The organism is Anabaena sp. FACHB-1391 (assembly GCF_014696755.1).
GTDB lineage: Bacteria > Cyanobacteriota > Cyanobacteriia > Cyanobacteriales > Nostocaceae > Dolichospermum > Dolichospermum planctonicum.
This window is the reverse complement of the sequence record NZ_JACJQS010000005.1, coordinates 44,130-60,033: the sequence shown is the minus strand read 5'-3', so window position 1 is coordinate 60,033 and position 15,904 is coordinate 44,130. Positions and strand designations below refer to the sequence as shown.

Annotated in this window: 11 protein-coding genes; 2 read left to right on the top strand and 9 right to left on the bottom strand. The window is 36.7% G+C overall.

Going from position 1 to position 15,904, the window contains the following annotated elements:
• The first annotated feature begins 36 nt into the window (after positions 1–36).
• Complete coding sequence (locus tag H6F62_RS03750) at positions 37–3,960, top strand: Eco57I restriction-modification methylase domain-containing protein (RefSeq protein WP_190371376.1); 3,924 nt, start codon at positions 37–39, stop codon at positions 3,958–3,960.
• A 121-nt stretch (positions 3,961–4,081) separates the two neighbouring features.
• On the opposite strand, the gene H6F62_RS03745 is transcribed toward H6F62_RS03750, so the two are convergent.
• The 5 genes from H6F62_RS03745 to H6F62_RS03725 form a co-directional block, all read right to left on the bottom strand.
• Positions 4,082–5,248: a hypothetical protein gene (locus H6F62_RS03745; protein ID WP_137907751.1), complete on the bottom strand. Its 1,167-nt coding sequence runs from the start codon at positions 5,246–5,248 to the stop codon at positions 4,082–4,084.
• A gap of 171 nt (positions 5,249–5,419) precedes the next feature.
• Entirely contained in the window at positions 5,420–5,956 is a 537-nt protein-coding gene (locus tag H6F62_RS03740; RefSeq protein ID WP_190371375.1) for a shikimate kinase, read from the bottom strand.
• A 164-nt stretch (positions 5,957–6,120) separates the two neighbouring features.
• Entirely contained in the window at positions 6,121–6,645 is a 525-nt protein-coding gene (locus H6F62_RS03735) for a LapA family protein (protein WP_347238695.1), read from the bottom strand.
• A 339-nt stretch (positions 6,646–6,984) separates the two neighbouring features.
• Positions 6,985–7,605 (bottom strand): flavin prenyltransferase UbiX, encoded by a 621-nt coding sequence (locus tag H6F62_RS03730; RefSeq protein ID WP_190371373.1) that lies wholly within the window; start codon positions 7,603–7,605, stop codon positions 6,985–6,987.
• Positions 7,606–7,629: 24 nt separating this feature from the next.
• A complete protein-coding gene (locus H6F62_RS03725) occupies positions 7,630–9,978 on the bottom strand; it encodes a ribonuclease R family protein (protein WP_190371372.1) in 2,349 nt (782 codons plus the stop codon).
• Positions 9,979–10,780: 802 nt separating this feature from the next.
• On the opposite strand from H6F62_RS03725, the gene H6F62_RS03720 reads away from it, so the two are divergent.
• A complete protein-coding gene (locus tag H6F62_RS03720) occupies positions 10,781–11,500 on the top strand; it encodes a hypothetical protein (RefSeq protein ID WP_137907796.1) in 720 nt (239 codons plus the stop codon).
• Between the two features lie 63 nt (positions 11,501–11,563).
• On the opposite strand, the gene clpP is transcribed toward H6F62_RS03720, so the two are convergent.
• The 4 genes from clpP to H6F62_RS03700 form a co-directional block, all read right to left on the bottom strand.
• Positions 11,564–12,169 carry an ATP-dependent Clp endopeptidase proteolytic subunit ClpP gene (gene clpP, locus H6F62_RS03715; protein WP_137907756.1) on the bottom strand — a complete coding sequence of 202 codons (606 nt, stop codon included), beginning with the start codon at positions 12,167–12,169 and terminating at the stop codon, positions 11,564–11,566.
• 839 nt (positions 12,170–13,008) lie between these two features.
• Positions 13,009–13,968, bottom strand: coding sequence for an FTR1 family protein (locus tag H6F62_RS03710; RefSeq protein ID WP_190371371.1), 960 nt, complete (start codon positions 13,966–13,968; stop codon positions 13,009–13,011).
• Between the two features lie 101 nt (positions 13,969–14,069).
• Positions 14,070–14,504: a ferritin-like domain-containing protein gene (locus H6F62_RS03705; protein ID WP_028090216.1), complete on the bottom strand. Its 435-nt coding sequence runs from the start codon at positions 14,502–14,504 to the stop codon at positions 14,070–14,072.
• A gap of 191 nt (positions 14,505–14,695) precedes the next feature.
• Positions 14,696–15,724: a helix-hairpin-helix domain-containing protein gene (locus H6F62_RS03700; RefSeq protein WP_190371370.1), complete on the bottom strand. Its 1,029-nt coding sequence runs from the start codon at positions 15,722–15,724 to the stop codon at positions 14,696–14,698.
• Positions 15,725–15,904 lie beyond the last annotated feature (180 nt).

Below are 15,904 nucleotides of genomic sequence, written 5' to 3'. Positions count from 1 at the left end.
TATAGCAATCCCCATAGTTCATTGATTTTTATATAAATGTCATTCCCAAAATTTCAACAACATCTGACTAATTTAATAACGACAGCAGAAACTATGCTGGCTTCATCTCGGACTGGTAAACCAGAAGAAAATACAAAAGATAGTCTGATTGTCCCTTTTCTCGATGCACTAGGTTATACAACAGAATATCGGACACTTGAAGGATCAATTCGCAGCTTAATTGGCACTACTACATGGGTAGATTATTTATTACGTAATCAAGAAGGAAAACATCCAAAATTGATGTTTGAAGCTAAAAGTTTATGGGACAAAAATATCTGGGAAACCAATACACAACAAGTTTTAGATTACCTGAGAAACTATAGTTTAGATATTGGTACACAAGAACCTGTACTTTGGATTATTTTATCTAATTTTCGGGAATGGCACATTTTAAGATTACAAGATAGAAAACCTTTTTGGTCATTTACACTTGAGGAGCTAAAAAATGATCCTGAACTGGTAAATAGAGTATATACTTGTCTGCATCGTGAAAATTTATCTAGTAACCGTTTAGAAGCATTTTATAGTGAAAAAACTAGAGAAGAATTAGGAACAAAATTTTTAACAGACCTGAAAATTTGGCGCGTCATTCTTGCTAATGGCATTAAAAAATCCCAACCTGATTTAAGTTTAGAGAAAATTCGTCAAGCAGCGCAAATCATTTTAAATCGTTTTCTATTAATTAGACTTTTAGAGACATTTAGCCGAGAAATGCCATTTAATTATCTGGGTAGAGTTTATTATAACTGGCAACAAACTTTTCCCAACTTGCCTTTTATCGAACAACTAAGACAGGCTTTTCGGAGTACATGGTTAGACTATAATACTGAGTTATTTCAACCTTCTTGGATTGATGAATTAACAATTGATGTTAAATATTTAGAATCAATTATTGTCATTAATGCAGTACCACAGGCAGGTATACTTGATACAATTACTGGAACATTAGCTAATTATCGTTCAATTTATAACTATGATTTCACCACTCTAACCCAGGATATATTAGGTACTGCTTATGAACAATTTTTAGCCCATCAATTAATTCTTGTTAACGATGTTGTGCAAATTTTAGAAAATCAAAAAACTCGTAAAAAAGAAGGTATTTTCTATACTCCTAACTATATAGTCCGTCGCATTGTTTATCAATCTTTGCAACCATTAGTAAAACCTAAAATTGATCAAGCTATTGGGTTATTAGAAAGGGGTGAATTACAGCAATCTCATGTAGTCGCAAAATCAGTTTTAGAAATTACAGTTCTTGATCCTGCTTGTGGTTCAGGTTTATTTTTATTAAGTGCATTTGATTATTTATTAACAGAAATTAAACGTTATAATCTCGCTTGTCAAAATGCGAAAATACCCAAAAATTTTGATTTATTTAGTCATGTAGCACCTCAACCAATTATTAATCCTGAAGAACAAATTTTAGTCAAAATGCTACATGGAGTAGATCGAGATCCCCAAGCAGTATTATTAGCAAAATTATCACTATGGACAAGATTATTACGTGCGCGTCCTGGAGAATATGGTAGACGCAATGGTTCTATATATTCTCATTTACCAGCGCTGACTTTAAATATTCGCGTTGGAGATAGTTTAATTCATAGTCCCACTAATTTAGAACTTTTTTCTCAACAATTAACAATAGTCGCAAATTTAGCTAATCTTGCTAGAGATACTAATCAAAGTGAAATAGAAAGAAATCAAGCAGTTAGTAATTTAGAAAATACAATTGCAAGTATTAATCAACAAGTTAATTCTGTTTTAACTGCTTTTTTTGCTAGTGATGAAAGTATCAATTCGGTAGTTTATAGAATTAAAAATAGAGAAGCTGAAGGATCAGAAATAGAAGCAATACGAGAATTGATTACAGAAAATATTAATTCTGAACAAACTTTAGAATCAACTTTAGAAAATTGGACATCTGCTGAATTAGCGAGAGTTAAATCTGAACTTATGAGTTTAGAAACTGCTCAAGAAGAGGTAATTATTAAACGTCCATTTAATTGGGAGATTGAATTTTCCCATATTTTTGATCCGAGATTACCAAAATCGGAACAAGGGTTTTCTGTAATCATTGGTAATCCTCCTTATTTTAATGTTGATTCAACCTTTGGTAGAGGTGCATTAGAATTAAAATGGTTAAAATTTGCCTATCCTGATATTTACACTGATAAAACTGATATTTTGTTTTATTTCTTCCGTCGGGGATTTGAAATTTTAAAAGTAGATGGTTATTTAAGTTTTATTATTTCTCGTGCTTTTATTCAAGGTGATAAATCTAGAAGTTTACGAGAATTTATCTGTAAAAATACCAAAATAGTCAATATTATTGATTTTTTAGGACATCAAGTTTTTCAAGCGGGAATTGCTACTTGTATTATTGAATTTCAAAGAAAAAAACCTCAACCAGAAGATATATTTACAACTTTCTATGTGTTGGATCTTGATGTTGTCAAAAAAACCTTTATCAGTGATGATTGTTCTTTACATTTAAGTCAAGGTGTAACTCAGGTAAATATTACTCAATCTAACTTAAATGATCATCGTTGGCAAATATCTCCATATAATGATATTTTTCATAAAATTGATTCTCAAGGTGTGAAACTCAGAGAATTACCTGAATGTGATTTAGTAGAGCAGGGTATTCAAACAGGAGAAAATAAGATTTTCGCACCTGAGCAGGGTTTTCCATCTAACTTTACCAAAGAAAAACTATACCAAATAGTCAAAAATTCGGGAATTTTAGCCTATGGCTTTATACCGGATAATTCTCAACTATTGTATATTGAAAGTAGTGAAAAATTTGAAGATTTATCAATAGCAATTCAAGAGTATTTACTTGCAAATAGAAACAAGCTAGAAACCAGAGCAGCTTATCAGGAAGGAAGTTGTGAATGGTATGCTCTACACAGATCAAGACGTAAAGATCAACACTCTCATTTTCGACCTAAAATTTTATGTCCATATCGTGCCACTAGTAATAGATTTAGTGTTGATTTAGAAGGTAATTTAGCAGGTCTAACAGATACTACAGCTATATTCCTACGAGATATATATTGTTATGATCCAGATGATTTAAAACTTGATAAACTATACGCTTTGGTTGCTTTACTTAATTCTCAAGTTCTGGAATTTCGTTATACTGCATTAGGTGGAATTGGTAAATTGACAGGAAAAGGAATATTTGAATATTTTGAAAATCAAGTTGGTGATTTACCAATTCCTCAGTTTAATGAAGAAAATCATCATGACTATCAAGAGTTAGCTAAATTAAGTCGTGAAGCCCATGATATTTGGCAAATTCGTTATCAAATTATCACAACTTATGAAGGTAAATCTTCAGCATTTCCTAGTAAAGAAGTATCATTAAATGAATATCACAAATTATCTAGTGATTATGCTGTAGATATTGAATGGGAAAGTCCTCATGCTAATGAAGAAGGACATTTACTAGAATTGAAAATTGAACCTAGTGCAAATGGATATATTATTTGGGGAGAAGTAACTGATGATGAAGATTGGAAGGAAAGTGATAGAAAATGGATAGAAATAGCTAATGTGAATATTCCTAACCCCTATTTACGGAGATATATGTTAGTAAGACTGATTTATTTAACTGAATTTGATTCATCTTTTCGTCGTAAACAAAAATTATCGCGGGAAATAGGAAACTTAGTTAATATTACTTTTGATGTTTTAAAAGTTAATAGATATGATCAAGATAGATTTAGTAATCTTAGGGCTTTAGAAATTATTGGACAGAGAGTTAAGCAGGAAGTTGGTAGATCAGATTTAGAAACAGTTTTACTTAGACAAATGGAAATCAAAAATCAAATTGACAAAAAAGCTTACCGGATGTATAAAGTAGAGGAATATGTAGATATAATTGAACAAGCTTTAAAAGTTGTTTTGTAATTTTAATCTCTAACCCCAGCGCCAGGAAGGAGGGGACTATTTTCCCATTACATACCTCTATTGGGTGTGTTGTCCACGAAAGAAAACACACCACTAGAGATTAATATCAATTAATATCAAATTAATATCGGCAAATAGCCGCTACTTTGACTCCGCTAGGCATTGCTTCTGGTTCAAGAGTATAAACTCTACCACCATTTAATATGGTGTGAATCACGGCAAAATCTAACATATCTTCATCATCTGGTGCTGGTTCTGGGTGTAATTCAACTGTGGCATTTGGTAAATCAAATTTACCCCATATATGTTGTTTTAAAGGCACAAACAAGGTATCAACTCTTTGATAATAAGCAGCAGGAATAATTGTTTTTATGTCATTAGTAATCTTGGTACTTTCTTCCCCCGCTAATTGCAGATAAACAGCCATTATATCTTCATATTCCTGTTGAAATAAAGGAGAAACAATTTCCCAGGCTGCACGATTTAATTCTTCTGTTTTCATCAGTTCTACATTGCCAGTAATACCTGTTTCTAAAAAATGTGGATAGGTATTAGCCTTTTGGTAAATTGGTAATAAATAATCTACTCCTGCTAATATTAAAGGGGCTTTTTCATCTCGTAAAGTTTCATGTAATGCAGTATCAACAGCATAACAAAAATTTAAAATCTCTCGCTCATGTTTTTCCCGATCTGAACTACCCTGTCCATGGACAGAACCCGGTTGTTGAGCGGCATAACTTACACTTCTAGGTGTACCAACTCTGTGCTGTACACCTTTTTGAAATTCATCTTCTAGAAGTGTTTCCTCTAGATTTTGCGGCATATTTTCTACTGCTATTTCATCCAATTTGTAGCGCGTTCCTGAGTAAAATTTGACATGATTTTGACTCAATGCTAAAATATAGAATTTTCCATCATTATTAATCAGTTCTAGTAAAGGTTTGATATGAAAATTCTTGCCAACAATTGCCAATTGGGGAAAGGAAATTGGTAAACAATAGTAACGAAATAGATTGGGGGAACTAAAAATTACCAATCCCTGATTTTGATTTTCCCAAAAACCAATATTGTCTAATTCCATCGCTGGTTTAAGCAAATTTACCGACTCCGTAGGACGTAAACCGATTTCATCTAAGCGTTTTTCCGCTTCTCGAATTAAATTTTTAAACCGAATGGGATTTTGTCGTGTTTCTCCTCCCAATCTTTCTACAGGTAGATACAGGGAAACGCAGGGATACTGAGGATTTTGGACTAAATTTTTGAGTTCATCAAGAGAAAATATATTCATAGATTTTATCCACAAAGGATGACTAGAGAATATAAATTCTATTCAACTCTTGATATGGCAATTTTACATCTTTCTTTTGATAAGAAATTACCCGCTTTCTCTGCCTTTTTATAGATAGAATCAGATACGGGTGTACAAATACATACAGATTGTGATTATTTCCAGCAGGAATTATTGCTTTTTCAAAATACTGGGAATTGTTGTTAAGATGCGGGTGGCAATTTCTGCTGGTGTTTCGGTGGCAGTAATGGTAATATGTAAATCAGCTTGGGAATACTTATGTTGACGTTGTTCTAAAAGCAAGCTTAATTTACCTTGAGGATCGGCATTTTGTAACAGTGGTCTTGTATTATCTTCCGCCAAGCGCTCTAATATTATTTGGATTGGTACATCTAACCAAACTACCAAACCATGATGAAGATAACCCCAATTTTGCTGCTGCATGACAATACCGCCACCTGTAGCTACAATTAACTTAGTATAGGCACAGACTTGAGCTAAAACATCACTTTCCAATTGACGAAAATCAGCTTCACCATTTTCGGTAAATATTTCATTGATAGATTTACCTGCTGCTTTAACTATGATTTCATCTGTATCAACAAATCTATAACCGATTTCCTGTGCGAGTAATTTTCCTACCGTTGTTTTCCCAACTCCCATCATCCCAATTAAGTAGAGGTTAACCCCTTTTAATAAATTAGTCACCAGTCTTTTTCTCCTGTTAAATTATTAATTATTATGGCTTTTTTTGATTAATTTTGGCCATTGTAGTCGTAATCCACACCAGAAACATAAGGATTAAATCAACCGCAAAGACTCTTCATAGCATGAAGAAGGAAGAAAGGAAATCTCTTTGTAATAGTCTTAAATTAGCGTTTAGGCGGTTTATTTTCGTCCTTATCCTCAAAACCATCATCTTCAAAAAAATCCCAATCGTCATCATCTGCTTGATTTTTGCTCGGTTCTTTATAGGGAGGAATAATTACCCGATAATCAGCATCATAAATCGCCTCCGTTTTACCGACAGCAGTATTTTGTGGTGCTTGGGAACTGTAGGAATAAACGGAACTAGTTCGGGAATTACTTGTGGGAGAAGTTTTTGGTACTGATTCTAAATTTTCACCATCATCCCAATCATCTTGATCTTGATTTGTATTCCAATCATCTTGATCATTAAATTGACTCGCGGGAGGTTGGGGGGGACTGCTGGGGGGTCGAGTATTTTGTTTAACACGCTGGGCAGTAGTCGGTGGCGATTTGGGTATAGATTGTTGTTCTGGTAAATTCAAATTAGTAGCAAATTTTAATAACCTGGTAATTACTAAAGATGTCAAAACACCAGCGATTATACTCAATAAAACCCACAATCCTAATGGTAATGATTGACTTCGCATTCCCAAAAATACCAGGGGCAGCGAATTCCCAAAATTTTGAACTAATATGATTATTAGTCCTAGGATTGTTGTCACCAAGATAATTAAGCGAATTACATCCATAAAAAATTTAAAGTTAAAGTAGGAGTTAAAAATACATTAGGGGAAAATCGCCATACATCAACCACTTCCATCTGAAAAATCTGATGTTTTCGGAATTAGAGTCACACCAAATAAATCATAATAAATCATAAAGTTGATCAAATTTATCTGCGGTAGTTTACTAAAAACGGAATTAAAAATTAAAAATAGAAGAACTCAATTTTTAATTTTTAATTTTTAATTTTTAATTTTTACTGACTACAAATGACCTTGCCATCGCTGTATAGGAATACAATCAATATCCAACTGATCTAAGGCACGAGCAACCACAAAATCCACCAAATCCTCAATAGTTTGAGGATTGTGATACCAAGCGGGAATAGCGGGAACAATTCTCACGCCTGTTTCTGCTAGGGTGGTTAAGTTACGCAGGTGAATTAAGCTAAAAGGAGTTTCTCTGGGGACAATTACCAGTTTACGTCCTTCTTTAATTTGTACGTCTGCTGCTCGTTCTAGTAAGTCGGAACTTAGTCCTCCCGCAAGTTTGGCAACTGTACTCATACTACAAGGAATAATGATCATGCCCAAGGTGCGAAAAGAACCACTGGCGATACTGGCACCAACGTCACTCCAAGGATGACAGCGGAGTTTACCTTGTCGGGGAACTTCCGCTTGTTCTCGCCAAAATTGCTCTTGTTTATCTGGTTCTCCTGGCATTCGGATTTCCTGTTCAGCTTGCCAAACTGTGTAAGTTGATTTAGAGGCTACTAATTCAATTTGATATTCTGCTGCTAAGAGGAATTTAAGAGCGCGAACGGCGTAAATTAGACCAGATGCCCCGGTTACGCCTAGGATTAAAGGTTTGGTTTTATTGGTCATTAGTTTACGGCAATGGACAACGGACTATTCCTCATCATCAAGTTCTGGCTCAAAGGATTCTGTTTGATTTGGTGGATCAATATCTGCTGCATCGTCATTGGTCGTATTTGCGCCCGTACTTTTGGGTAAACCATCAGCACCAACGGTAACTAAATCAATTTGTTGGCGGTAATAATCAACGCTCTTGACTTGCACCATACAGCTATCGCCCAATCGGTAGGAAGCGCGATTTTTCCGCCCAAATAAAGCCTGTTGTCTAGCGCGATATTCATACCAATCGTCTTTCAGGGAACTGACGTGAACCAGTCCTTCTACCCGTAAGGTATTAGCTAAGTTGTCTTCTGTGGGCGGTTCTATTGGTACTTCAATTTCTACAAAAAAGCCGTAGGATTGAACACCAGTAATCACCCCAGGAAATATTTCACCAATGCGTTGTTTCATTAATGAGGCTTTTTGTAGTCCGGCTAAATCTGCTTCAGCTTCTTGAACTTCTTTTTCCCGGTCGTTAATCTGTACTAGAACTCTGGTTAGGTCACTTTGAAGTTCTTGTTGCAGTTCTGGGGGGAGAACATTCCAATTAATTTCTTCATGACAGGAGGAGTGGCGCAGGTTAATCCGTTCTTTAACGCGGGTAGTCCGGCGATCGCGCCCATATTCCAGTAAGTTATGATACACCCGTTGCAGGAGAATATCTGGGTAACGACGCAAGGGGGCGGTAACGTGAACATATTGGGACAAAGCCAGTCCAAAATGAGAACTTTTAGTAGTGCTGTAGACAGAGGGTTTGAGTGTGTCCTGTAATAAATAGGTGAGAACTTGCTCCGAAGGAGAATCAGCAAAAGCGGCCGTTAAGTGTTGATAATCTAGGGGTTGGATTTCCAATTCTGGATCTAGTCCTAATTCCACACCCAAATTAACGGCCAGTTTGAGCATTTCCTGCACATCTTCGGGGTCAGGTGTGCCTTGGACTCGCCAAAGACAAGGAACTCCCAGAGCGCTCAGGTGATCGGCCATCAGTTGATTAACTAATATTACCAACTCTGTTATTAGCGATCGCCCAGGTAAGTCATTAACCACCACAGACCCCAAAGCCCCTTCATCATAGTAAGGATTATGACTGGGTGGGAGATTCAACTGTAAGCTACCACGATTTAGGCGCGTCTGTTTAATAGCAACAGCTAAAGTTTGCAAATCTTGTAATTGCTCTTGTACTTGGGCAGATACTTTAGTAACTTCATCGCAGAAAATGCTATGTAATTCTACTTGATTAATCTCGTAGTCTACATTGATTACACTCTCGTGAATTTCCCATTCCACCACTGCTCCCGATTGGGGGTTAATGGTAATTATGAGAGTCATACTCAAGCGATCGCTACCAGGGACTAAAGAACACCGTTCCATTACCATGGGCGGCAACATTGGTAATAATAATTCTCCCAAATACACCGATTTACCGCGCTTGAGTGCTTCCCTGTCTAGGGCTTCATCTGGTTGAATATAGTGAGAAACATCCGTAATGTGAAATAGTAATCGCCAATTATCGGTGCTAGTTTTTTCCACACTGAAGGCATTTTCAAATACAGACTCATCACCGTTGACAGTTTTGATAGTGAAAGTAAAAACATCACGTAAATCCAGACGATTTTTCAGGTCTGCCTTGAGGAGTTTCTTGGGTAACTTGGATGCTGCATCGAGGACATGATCGGGGAAAGTGCGGGATAAATCATGTTTACAAGTTACCAAATCTATATCGGCTGCGGCTTCGGCATCACTACCCAGGATTTGCACCACTCTCCCCAAGGGGGGATATTGTGCTAAGGGGTAGCGAAGAATTTCCACGTGAGCTAAATGATCAATTGCTGCTTCCAACTTCATGCTGTTGAGTTGTAATTTCAGTTCAAACAGCAATCTGTCATCTAAAGGAACAGCCCGAAAACCACCATCTACCTGTTTAATTCTGGCTAGTAAAGTGTGATTAGATCGTTCCATGATCAACTTAACTTCGCCCTCTGGTGAGCGCCGACGACTACCTTCCTTGAGGACCCTTACTAAAACGCGATCGCCATTCCAGGCATTACTCAAATGACTTTCGCGGATGTAAATATCCTCCGAGCCTTCGCTATCTTGAATTGCAAAGCAAAAGCCCTTACTGGAACAACGCAGTTTCGCCTCAATCAAGCCCTCCTCGGTGATGCGGCGGTATTTCCCCCGTTCCTTAACCAAAAGCCCAATTTTTTCCAGGACATCCAAAGTAATTTGTAGTTTTTCTAGACTTTCTTCATCCTCACAACCTAGTTTCTTTTCTAGAACCTTACGAGCCACCAATTTATCATCTGTGAAATTGGCAAGAAGTGTAGCGATTGAAAATTCCATGCAGTGAACCGACCTTTGGTCAAAACATCATTTTTTAGGGAATAGGGAATAGGGAACAGCATGATTGCCTCTTGCCTCCTCTTGGGTTACATCATGCCAGTCCGCCCTCATCTGTGACACGAATTACCCCTACTTCGCGCGTAGTGTTTTGTAGAGAAAGTAAGGCTGCCGATAGCGCAGCATGGACTTAACCCTAGTTGCGGTTACGCTAGGAGAAATCTCCCCTTGTGACTTCTCACAGCACAACAATTTCAGAGTTTGCTGGCGTGACCCCTAGTTTTATCTAAACAATACCCATCATGCACTCCTGATACTCAATGATTAACCACTCGGTAACTTAGATTATGGGTTAGTGAGAGACTTAGTTTGAAGAACTCAAGGTTAGCATCCAAAAACTATACACAGCTTTAACCACAGGTGTTTAGTCCTTGAGAATGAAGGTAATTTCACGCCATCAGATACTGATAGCATAGCGTGGCGTTAGCCATATCTTCACCCTAAGAAACTGCCGAAAACCCCCAATTTTGCCTTATGTAGAATTGATAACAATCAGGTAAGCAGTAAAACACCAGGAGCGAGGGCGAACCCGATCTTTATTATTGTAGATTTCGGGCGCACTTGGTGAGAAAATACTTCTAGATATCTAATTGGGTATTTAGTATAGCATTTAAGGGTAGAGGAAAATTTATCTAGTCAGTTGACGGTTGACAGTTATGAGTTTTCAATTGTCTATTGTGCATTTTTCCATAAGTGGCAAGGTGTGTTATTTTTGAAAATTCAGATAAAAATGATTGAAAGTATGATGTTGGCGCAATTCCATAACTTGTACCCCAACGGCTGTATAATATCAGAGCTAATAGAAATTTTTCAAGGGAAATATATCGTCCGTGTTAGTATACAACTCGAAGGTATCACCCGTGCGACGGCGATCGCCGGAGCAGAAACAGTAGAAGCGGCGGAAGATCATGCCATAAACCGAGCTTTGACGGTGTTGGGGATCAAAAATGTAGCGACAGAAGTGACAAAATCTATCTCATCATTGGTTGCTCCACCACCAATAAAATCTAACTTAGAAGAATCAAAACCTGTTCCTTCTGTCAGTAACACACAGATACATACACCCCCCTTACTAGAAGATAAAATTGATACTAAAGTTGCAAAACCAGAAATATTTTCGAGATTTTCGAGTGCAGAACCAGAGTATCAACCCTTGTCAGAAGTCTCTCCTAGTGATCCTAGTCATGTCACTCCTTTTACCCCTCGTAGTTATACCCCTGAGGAGGATACTGGTGTACAGTCAACCCTTGGTAAAAAGAGGAGACAAAAAGAACCAGTAAATTTATCTGATGTCATCGCCCAAACAGATGTAGAAATCGAGCGGTTAGGCTGGACACCAGAACAGGGAAAAGATTATCTGGTGAAAACCTACAGTAAACGAGGGCGTTCTCTGCTCAGTGAAGAAGAATTAAGGAGTTTTCTCACTTACCTCAAATCTCAACCAGATCCAATTGCGGGATTTTAGTTGGTGTCAGTGGTCAGTGGTCAGTTGTTAGTTAACCAATGACCACTAACTAATAACTAATAACTAAACCAGAGCTACAGGACGACTACCGGCGGCGTGACGGTCAATTACTTGGTCAATTAAGCCATATTCCCTGGCTTCATGGGGAGACATAAAGAAATCACGTTCAGTATCTTCAGAAATCCGCTCATAAGGTTGACCAGTATGTTCAGCTAGATACTGATTGAGCCGTTGCTTGTGATACAAAATTTCTCTAGCTTGAATAGCGATGTCGGTAGCTTGTCCTTGAGCGCCACCCAGAGGTTGGTGAATCATAATCCGTGAATGGGGTAAACTCATGCGCTTACCCTTTGTACCAGCACTGAGGAGAAAAGCGCCCATACTGGCTGCTAATCCAGTACAAATTGTACAGACATCGGGGCGGATATGCTTCATAGTGTCAAAAATACCCATTCCCGCTGTCACCGAACCACCAGGAGAATTAATGTACATATATATGTCCTTCTCCGCGTCCTCGGAATCTAAAAACAGGAGTTGGGCAACAATCAAGTTAGCCAGATTGCTATCAACCTGTTCTCCCAAAAAAATAATCCGCTCACGCAACAGCCGTGAATAGATATCAAAGGCGCGTTCGCCTCTACCCGATTGTTCAATAACGATAGGAATCATTTAGCGTGTTTTTAGCTATTTTCCATTTATTCTATCGGTGACAAGGGGTGATTGTGTTGAAGTTGTTAAGAGGATGCTTTAAAAGTATTTTTCTGGTAAATATTAACACCAAAATCTTCAGAATCTAACCCCCCGGTTTCAAAATATCGGAAACTGCTGTAAGAAGGGAAAAGATGACAATGTATTTTATAGATTTTATATAAATATCAGTATTTTTACTGGTTTTCATGGTTGGGTAACTAGAGTAAAACAGTTGGTTAATGGCATAAACTTAAAAATAAATTTATATTTTCAGGACACTTTTTCAGGAAAACAAACGTCTAAGTTGTTAGGTAAATATAAAAAGAGAGCTAGATCACATTTGAGAACATTTTTCTCAAATGTTCTCAAATGATATTTACCTAATCCGATAGATCGAAAATACAAATTGTATTAAGAATAACAATTTCCAGAAGAAATTCCATCCATATATCCATATAAATAAAGAGAGGTACTATGCTAGAAAGACTTATACAAGCAGCCTTTATTACATTTTTGTTGCAACTGATAGCAGTATTGAGTAATACTACTCACCTTCCGCGACCCAAAGCCATCTCACATATTTCTCAAAAGCCAGTACCTATAATTAGTTCGACTTTTCAGGGTTCGGACTAGAATTTAGGGAACTCTTAACTCTTAACTCTTAACTCTTAACTCTTAACTCTTAACTGGGAACAGTTTTAACTGTCTGGATATCCTCAATTTTCCAAATCCGACAAAGAAAAATGCAATTCATTTAATTCTTGTGTCATTTGCATTAGGCTCCAATTTAGCTATATTAATTTAGCTATATTTTAGTTTTAATTCCGCTCTGGAGTGCTAGTGACGATTTTACTTTTGATCTTCTGATGATTTCCACCTGTAATGCTGTGGAAATATAGACCACCAATAGTAACGAGAAATAGTAAATATCCCACAAATTGAACAATATAAATTTTATCTCGATAACCAAATAAAGATTTAAGCATGATACCGGGAAAATGCTCATCAGAGAGGATTTTTTCGGTATTCCAGACTATTGGACCTAAGATACAGGAGTGAATTTTGGTAAAGTGTTCGTAATAGAAACAAAGATTTTCTGAAGAACGACTACTCAAAGCTAAATTAGCTATAGCTTCATCAAAATGATGCAACCCAGAAACCACTAAACCAGAAACAATTAATATTAATAAAACGCCCATAATTTGGAAGAATTGGCGGATATTAATTTTCACACCCCATTTAAATAATAAGACACCAATGGCTGCGGCGGCGGCTAAACCTGCAAGGGCGCCTAAAGTTGGTAATAAACCTTGTTGAAAATTAGCTGCAACAAATAAAACGGTTTCAAATCCTTCGCGGACAATGGCGACTAAAATTAAACTAAAAACTCCCCAAGCTGCATTTGTATTTTTACCTAATGCGTCGTTTACTGCTCCCTCAACTTGGGCTTTCATGAATCTGGCTTGTTTTGTCATCCAAATCAGCATCCAACTGAGCATAATTATTGCTAATATGCTAAATACACCTTCTAATGTTGGCTCAACTACAGAGGTATATTCAGGATTAATAGATGCTAGGAATTTAATGATCCCGGTAAATAAAATACCGATTAAACCACTAACAATAATACCTACGACCACACCAGCATACACCCAAAGATTGAGTTGAGATTGTTTGGCTTTTTTCAATAATGCGAGGACAATACCCACAACTAGAGCGGCTTCTACACCTTCTCGGAGGGTAATTACAAAAGTAGGTAAGGCGGTACTAAAATTCATTTTATTAGTTAGTTATCATTTATCATTTGTCATTTTTCAGTTGTCAGTGGTCAGTTGTAGATTTTGCTGCTCCTGACTTCTGACTCCTGACTCCTGCTGTATTAGCTGAAATCCCGTAACATTTTTTTGAGTTCGAGATTGTGCATTTCTTCTTGTCCGATCATACCACGGGTAAATTCTTCTAGATAGATACTAGCATTAGTGACTGTTTCTAGAAGACTTTTGTACATATCCAAAGCTTTCTTTTCATGGGATAAACTTTCTTGTAAGATGTCTTTAACGTTATGTTTGAAAGTTTCTTCTATGGGAGCGATTCTTAATGTAGGATGTCCTTCTAAACCTGTGAGAATTTCTCCTACTTGTTGAGCATGAAGTAAAGATTCAGCGGCTTGGGCTTTGAAAAATGCCACAATAGGAATACGATTAGGTCCTGTCACCATTAAGGAATAATGGGTGTAGCGAACTACCCCTGCTAGTTCAAATTCCATAATGGAATTGAGAATATCAATGGTTTTTTGGTGGTTAAGTTCTTGCATGAGTTGTTAAGTTGAGCAAAATTACATGAGCAGAGTTTTTAGATACTAATTATGAGTGAGAAGTTATACTTTTTTCTGGTTGGGAAAAATAAAAGAAAAATAAAAATATTCTCACTCTTAGCTATCAATTATTTTCTCTCTTATTTATGATTTTAAACTGTTTATTCTGGACTTATAATAGTGTGAAAATACTAACTCATGCTTTGACTGTGAGTTTTTTCTCGCACTTTTCGAGTATTTTCCTCGATGGTTTTTACTAGTTTGGTAACATCTTCTGGAGTTTTGACTGCTTGCGCTGGGGGAATAGCAGCAGGCCAAACTTTGACTAATTCTCCAAAAGCTGTATCTATGGCTTTGTGTGCTTCGGGATTTTCTTGGATCATTTGGCTAGAAATACTTTTATATAGTTCTTGAGAATAGACTACAAAGCCACGGGAATCTTGATATTCAATGGGGGCGGTAATTTTACCTTTTGCTACTGCTGCACCATATTCTGAGTTAGCGGCATCTAATAAACTGTTGATTACTGGTAGAATAAATTCGGGTTGGCTGCGTTGTTCGGTTGGTAAAACAGCGATCGCATTATCAACAGCTTGCATAGCAGTGGTAAAATTAGTTTTTATTTTAGCATCCTTGGGATTAGATTTGACTAAATCTGTTAAACTGACTAAGTTGCTTTTAAATTCTTTAACTTTACGTTCTTCTAATTGTTCTTCAATATCAATATAAATCTCTTCTACTGGGTGTCCAATATGGGGTTGAGCTTGTTTGGGTTGATTTTGATCTAACAGTTCTTGGGCTACCAAAAGATGTCCTTTCATTAATCCCAATTTTGTCATATAGTCAATATCTTTGGCTTCACCTGTTAACACCACTTCCTCCACTGTCACCATATCTTTGATTTGGTCAAACTGTGGTTGAGTAATTACTTTTTTGCTGACTAAGTCTTCGGAACTAGCGTAAGGACGGTTAGCCTGAATTTTATTTGATAAAGCCGGAATTCCTAATGTGGCCTCCAATTTATCTAACTGCGATAAAATTGCATTATTGATATTAATTTTAGCTTTACCACTATGACCGCTATGGGTGCTAGTTTCTGTCGCTTGGGCTACAGTTGGTGTTGATTTAATATCTGATTTTACTTTATTGCCGGTACAAGAACTCAAGGAAATTAAGGTACAAGCAGCAATAGACAAGAATAAATAACGGAATTTAATCATTTTTACTCCAAAATAGGGATTTAAGTCAAAGTTTTGGCTATTTTTCTGATATCCAGTCAAAAACCAATAAATATTCGCAATAGCTATCTATGGTAATTTACCATAAATAAAAGTTTTTATCAACTAGTTTAGAGAAATTGAGTATAATTTGAATATTTTATTTTTATTTTCTCTTAATGC

Excerpts from the sequence above, each read along its gene's own strand:
- H6F62_RS03725 (WP_190371372.1), bottom strand. The coding sequence starts at position 9,978 with ATGGAATTTTCAATCGCTACACTTCTTGCCAATTTCACAGATGATAAA.
- H6F62_RS03720 (WP_137907796.1), top strand. The coding sequence starts at position 10,781 with ATGTTGGCGCAATTCCATAACTTGTACCCCAACGGCTGTATAATATCA.
- H6F62_RS03710 (WP_190371371.1), bottom strand. The coding sequence starts at position 13,968 with ATGAATTTTAGTACCGCCTTACCTACTTTTGTAATTACCCTCCGAGAA.
- H6F62_RS03730 (WP_190371373.1), bottom strand. The coding sequence starts at position 7,605 with ATGACCAATAAAACCAAACCTTTAATCCTAGGCGTAACCGGGGCATCT.
- H6F62_RS03735 (WP_347238695.1), bottom strand. The coding sequence starts at position 6,645 with ATGCGAAGTCAATCATTACCATTAGGATTGTGGGTTTTATTGAGTATA.
- H6F62_RS03705 (WP_028090216.1), bottom strand. The coding sequence starts at position 14,504 with ATGCAAGAACTTAACCACCAAAAAACCATTGATATTCTCAATTCCATT.
- H6F62_RS03745 (WP_137907751.1), bottom strand. The coding sequence starts at position 5,248 with ATGAATATATTTTCTCTTGATGAACTCAAAAATTTAGTCCAAAATCCT.
- H6F62_RS03700 (WP_190371370.1), bottom strand. The coding sequence starts at position 15,724 with ATGATTAAATTCCGTTATTTATTCTTGTCTATTGCTGCTTGTACCTTA.
- H6F62_RS03750 (WP_190371376.1), top strand. The coding sequence starts at position 37 with ATGTCATTCCCAAAATTTCAACAACATCTGACTAATTTAATAACGACA.
- clpP (WP_137907756.1), bottom strand. The coding sequence starts at position 12,169 with ATGATTCCTATCGTTATTGAACAATCGGGTAGAGGCGAACGCGCCTTT.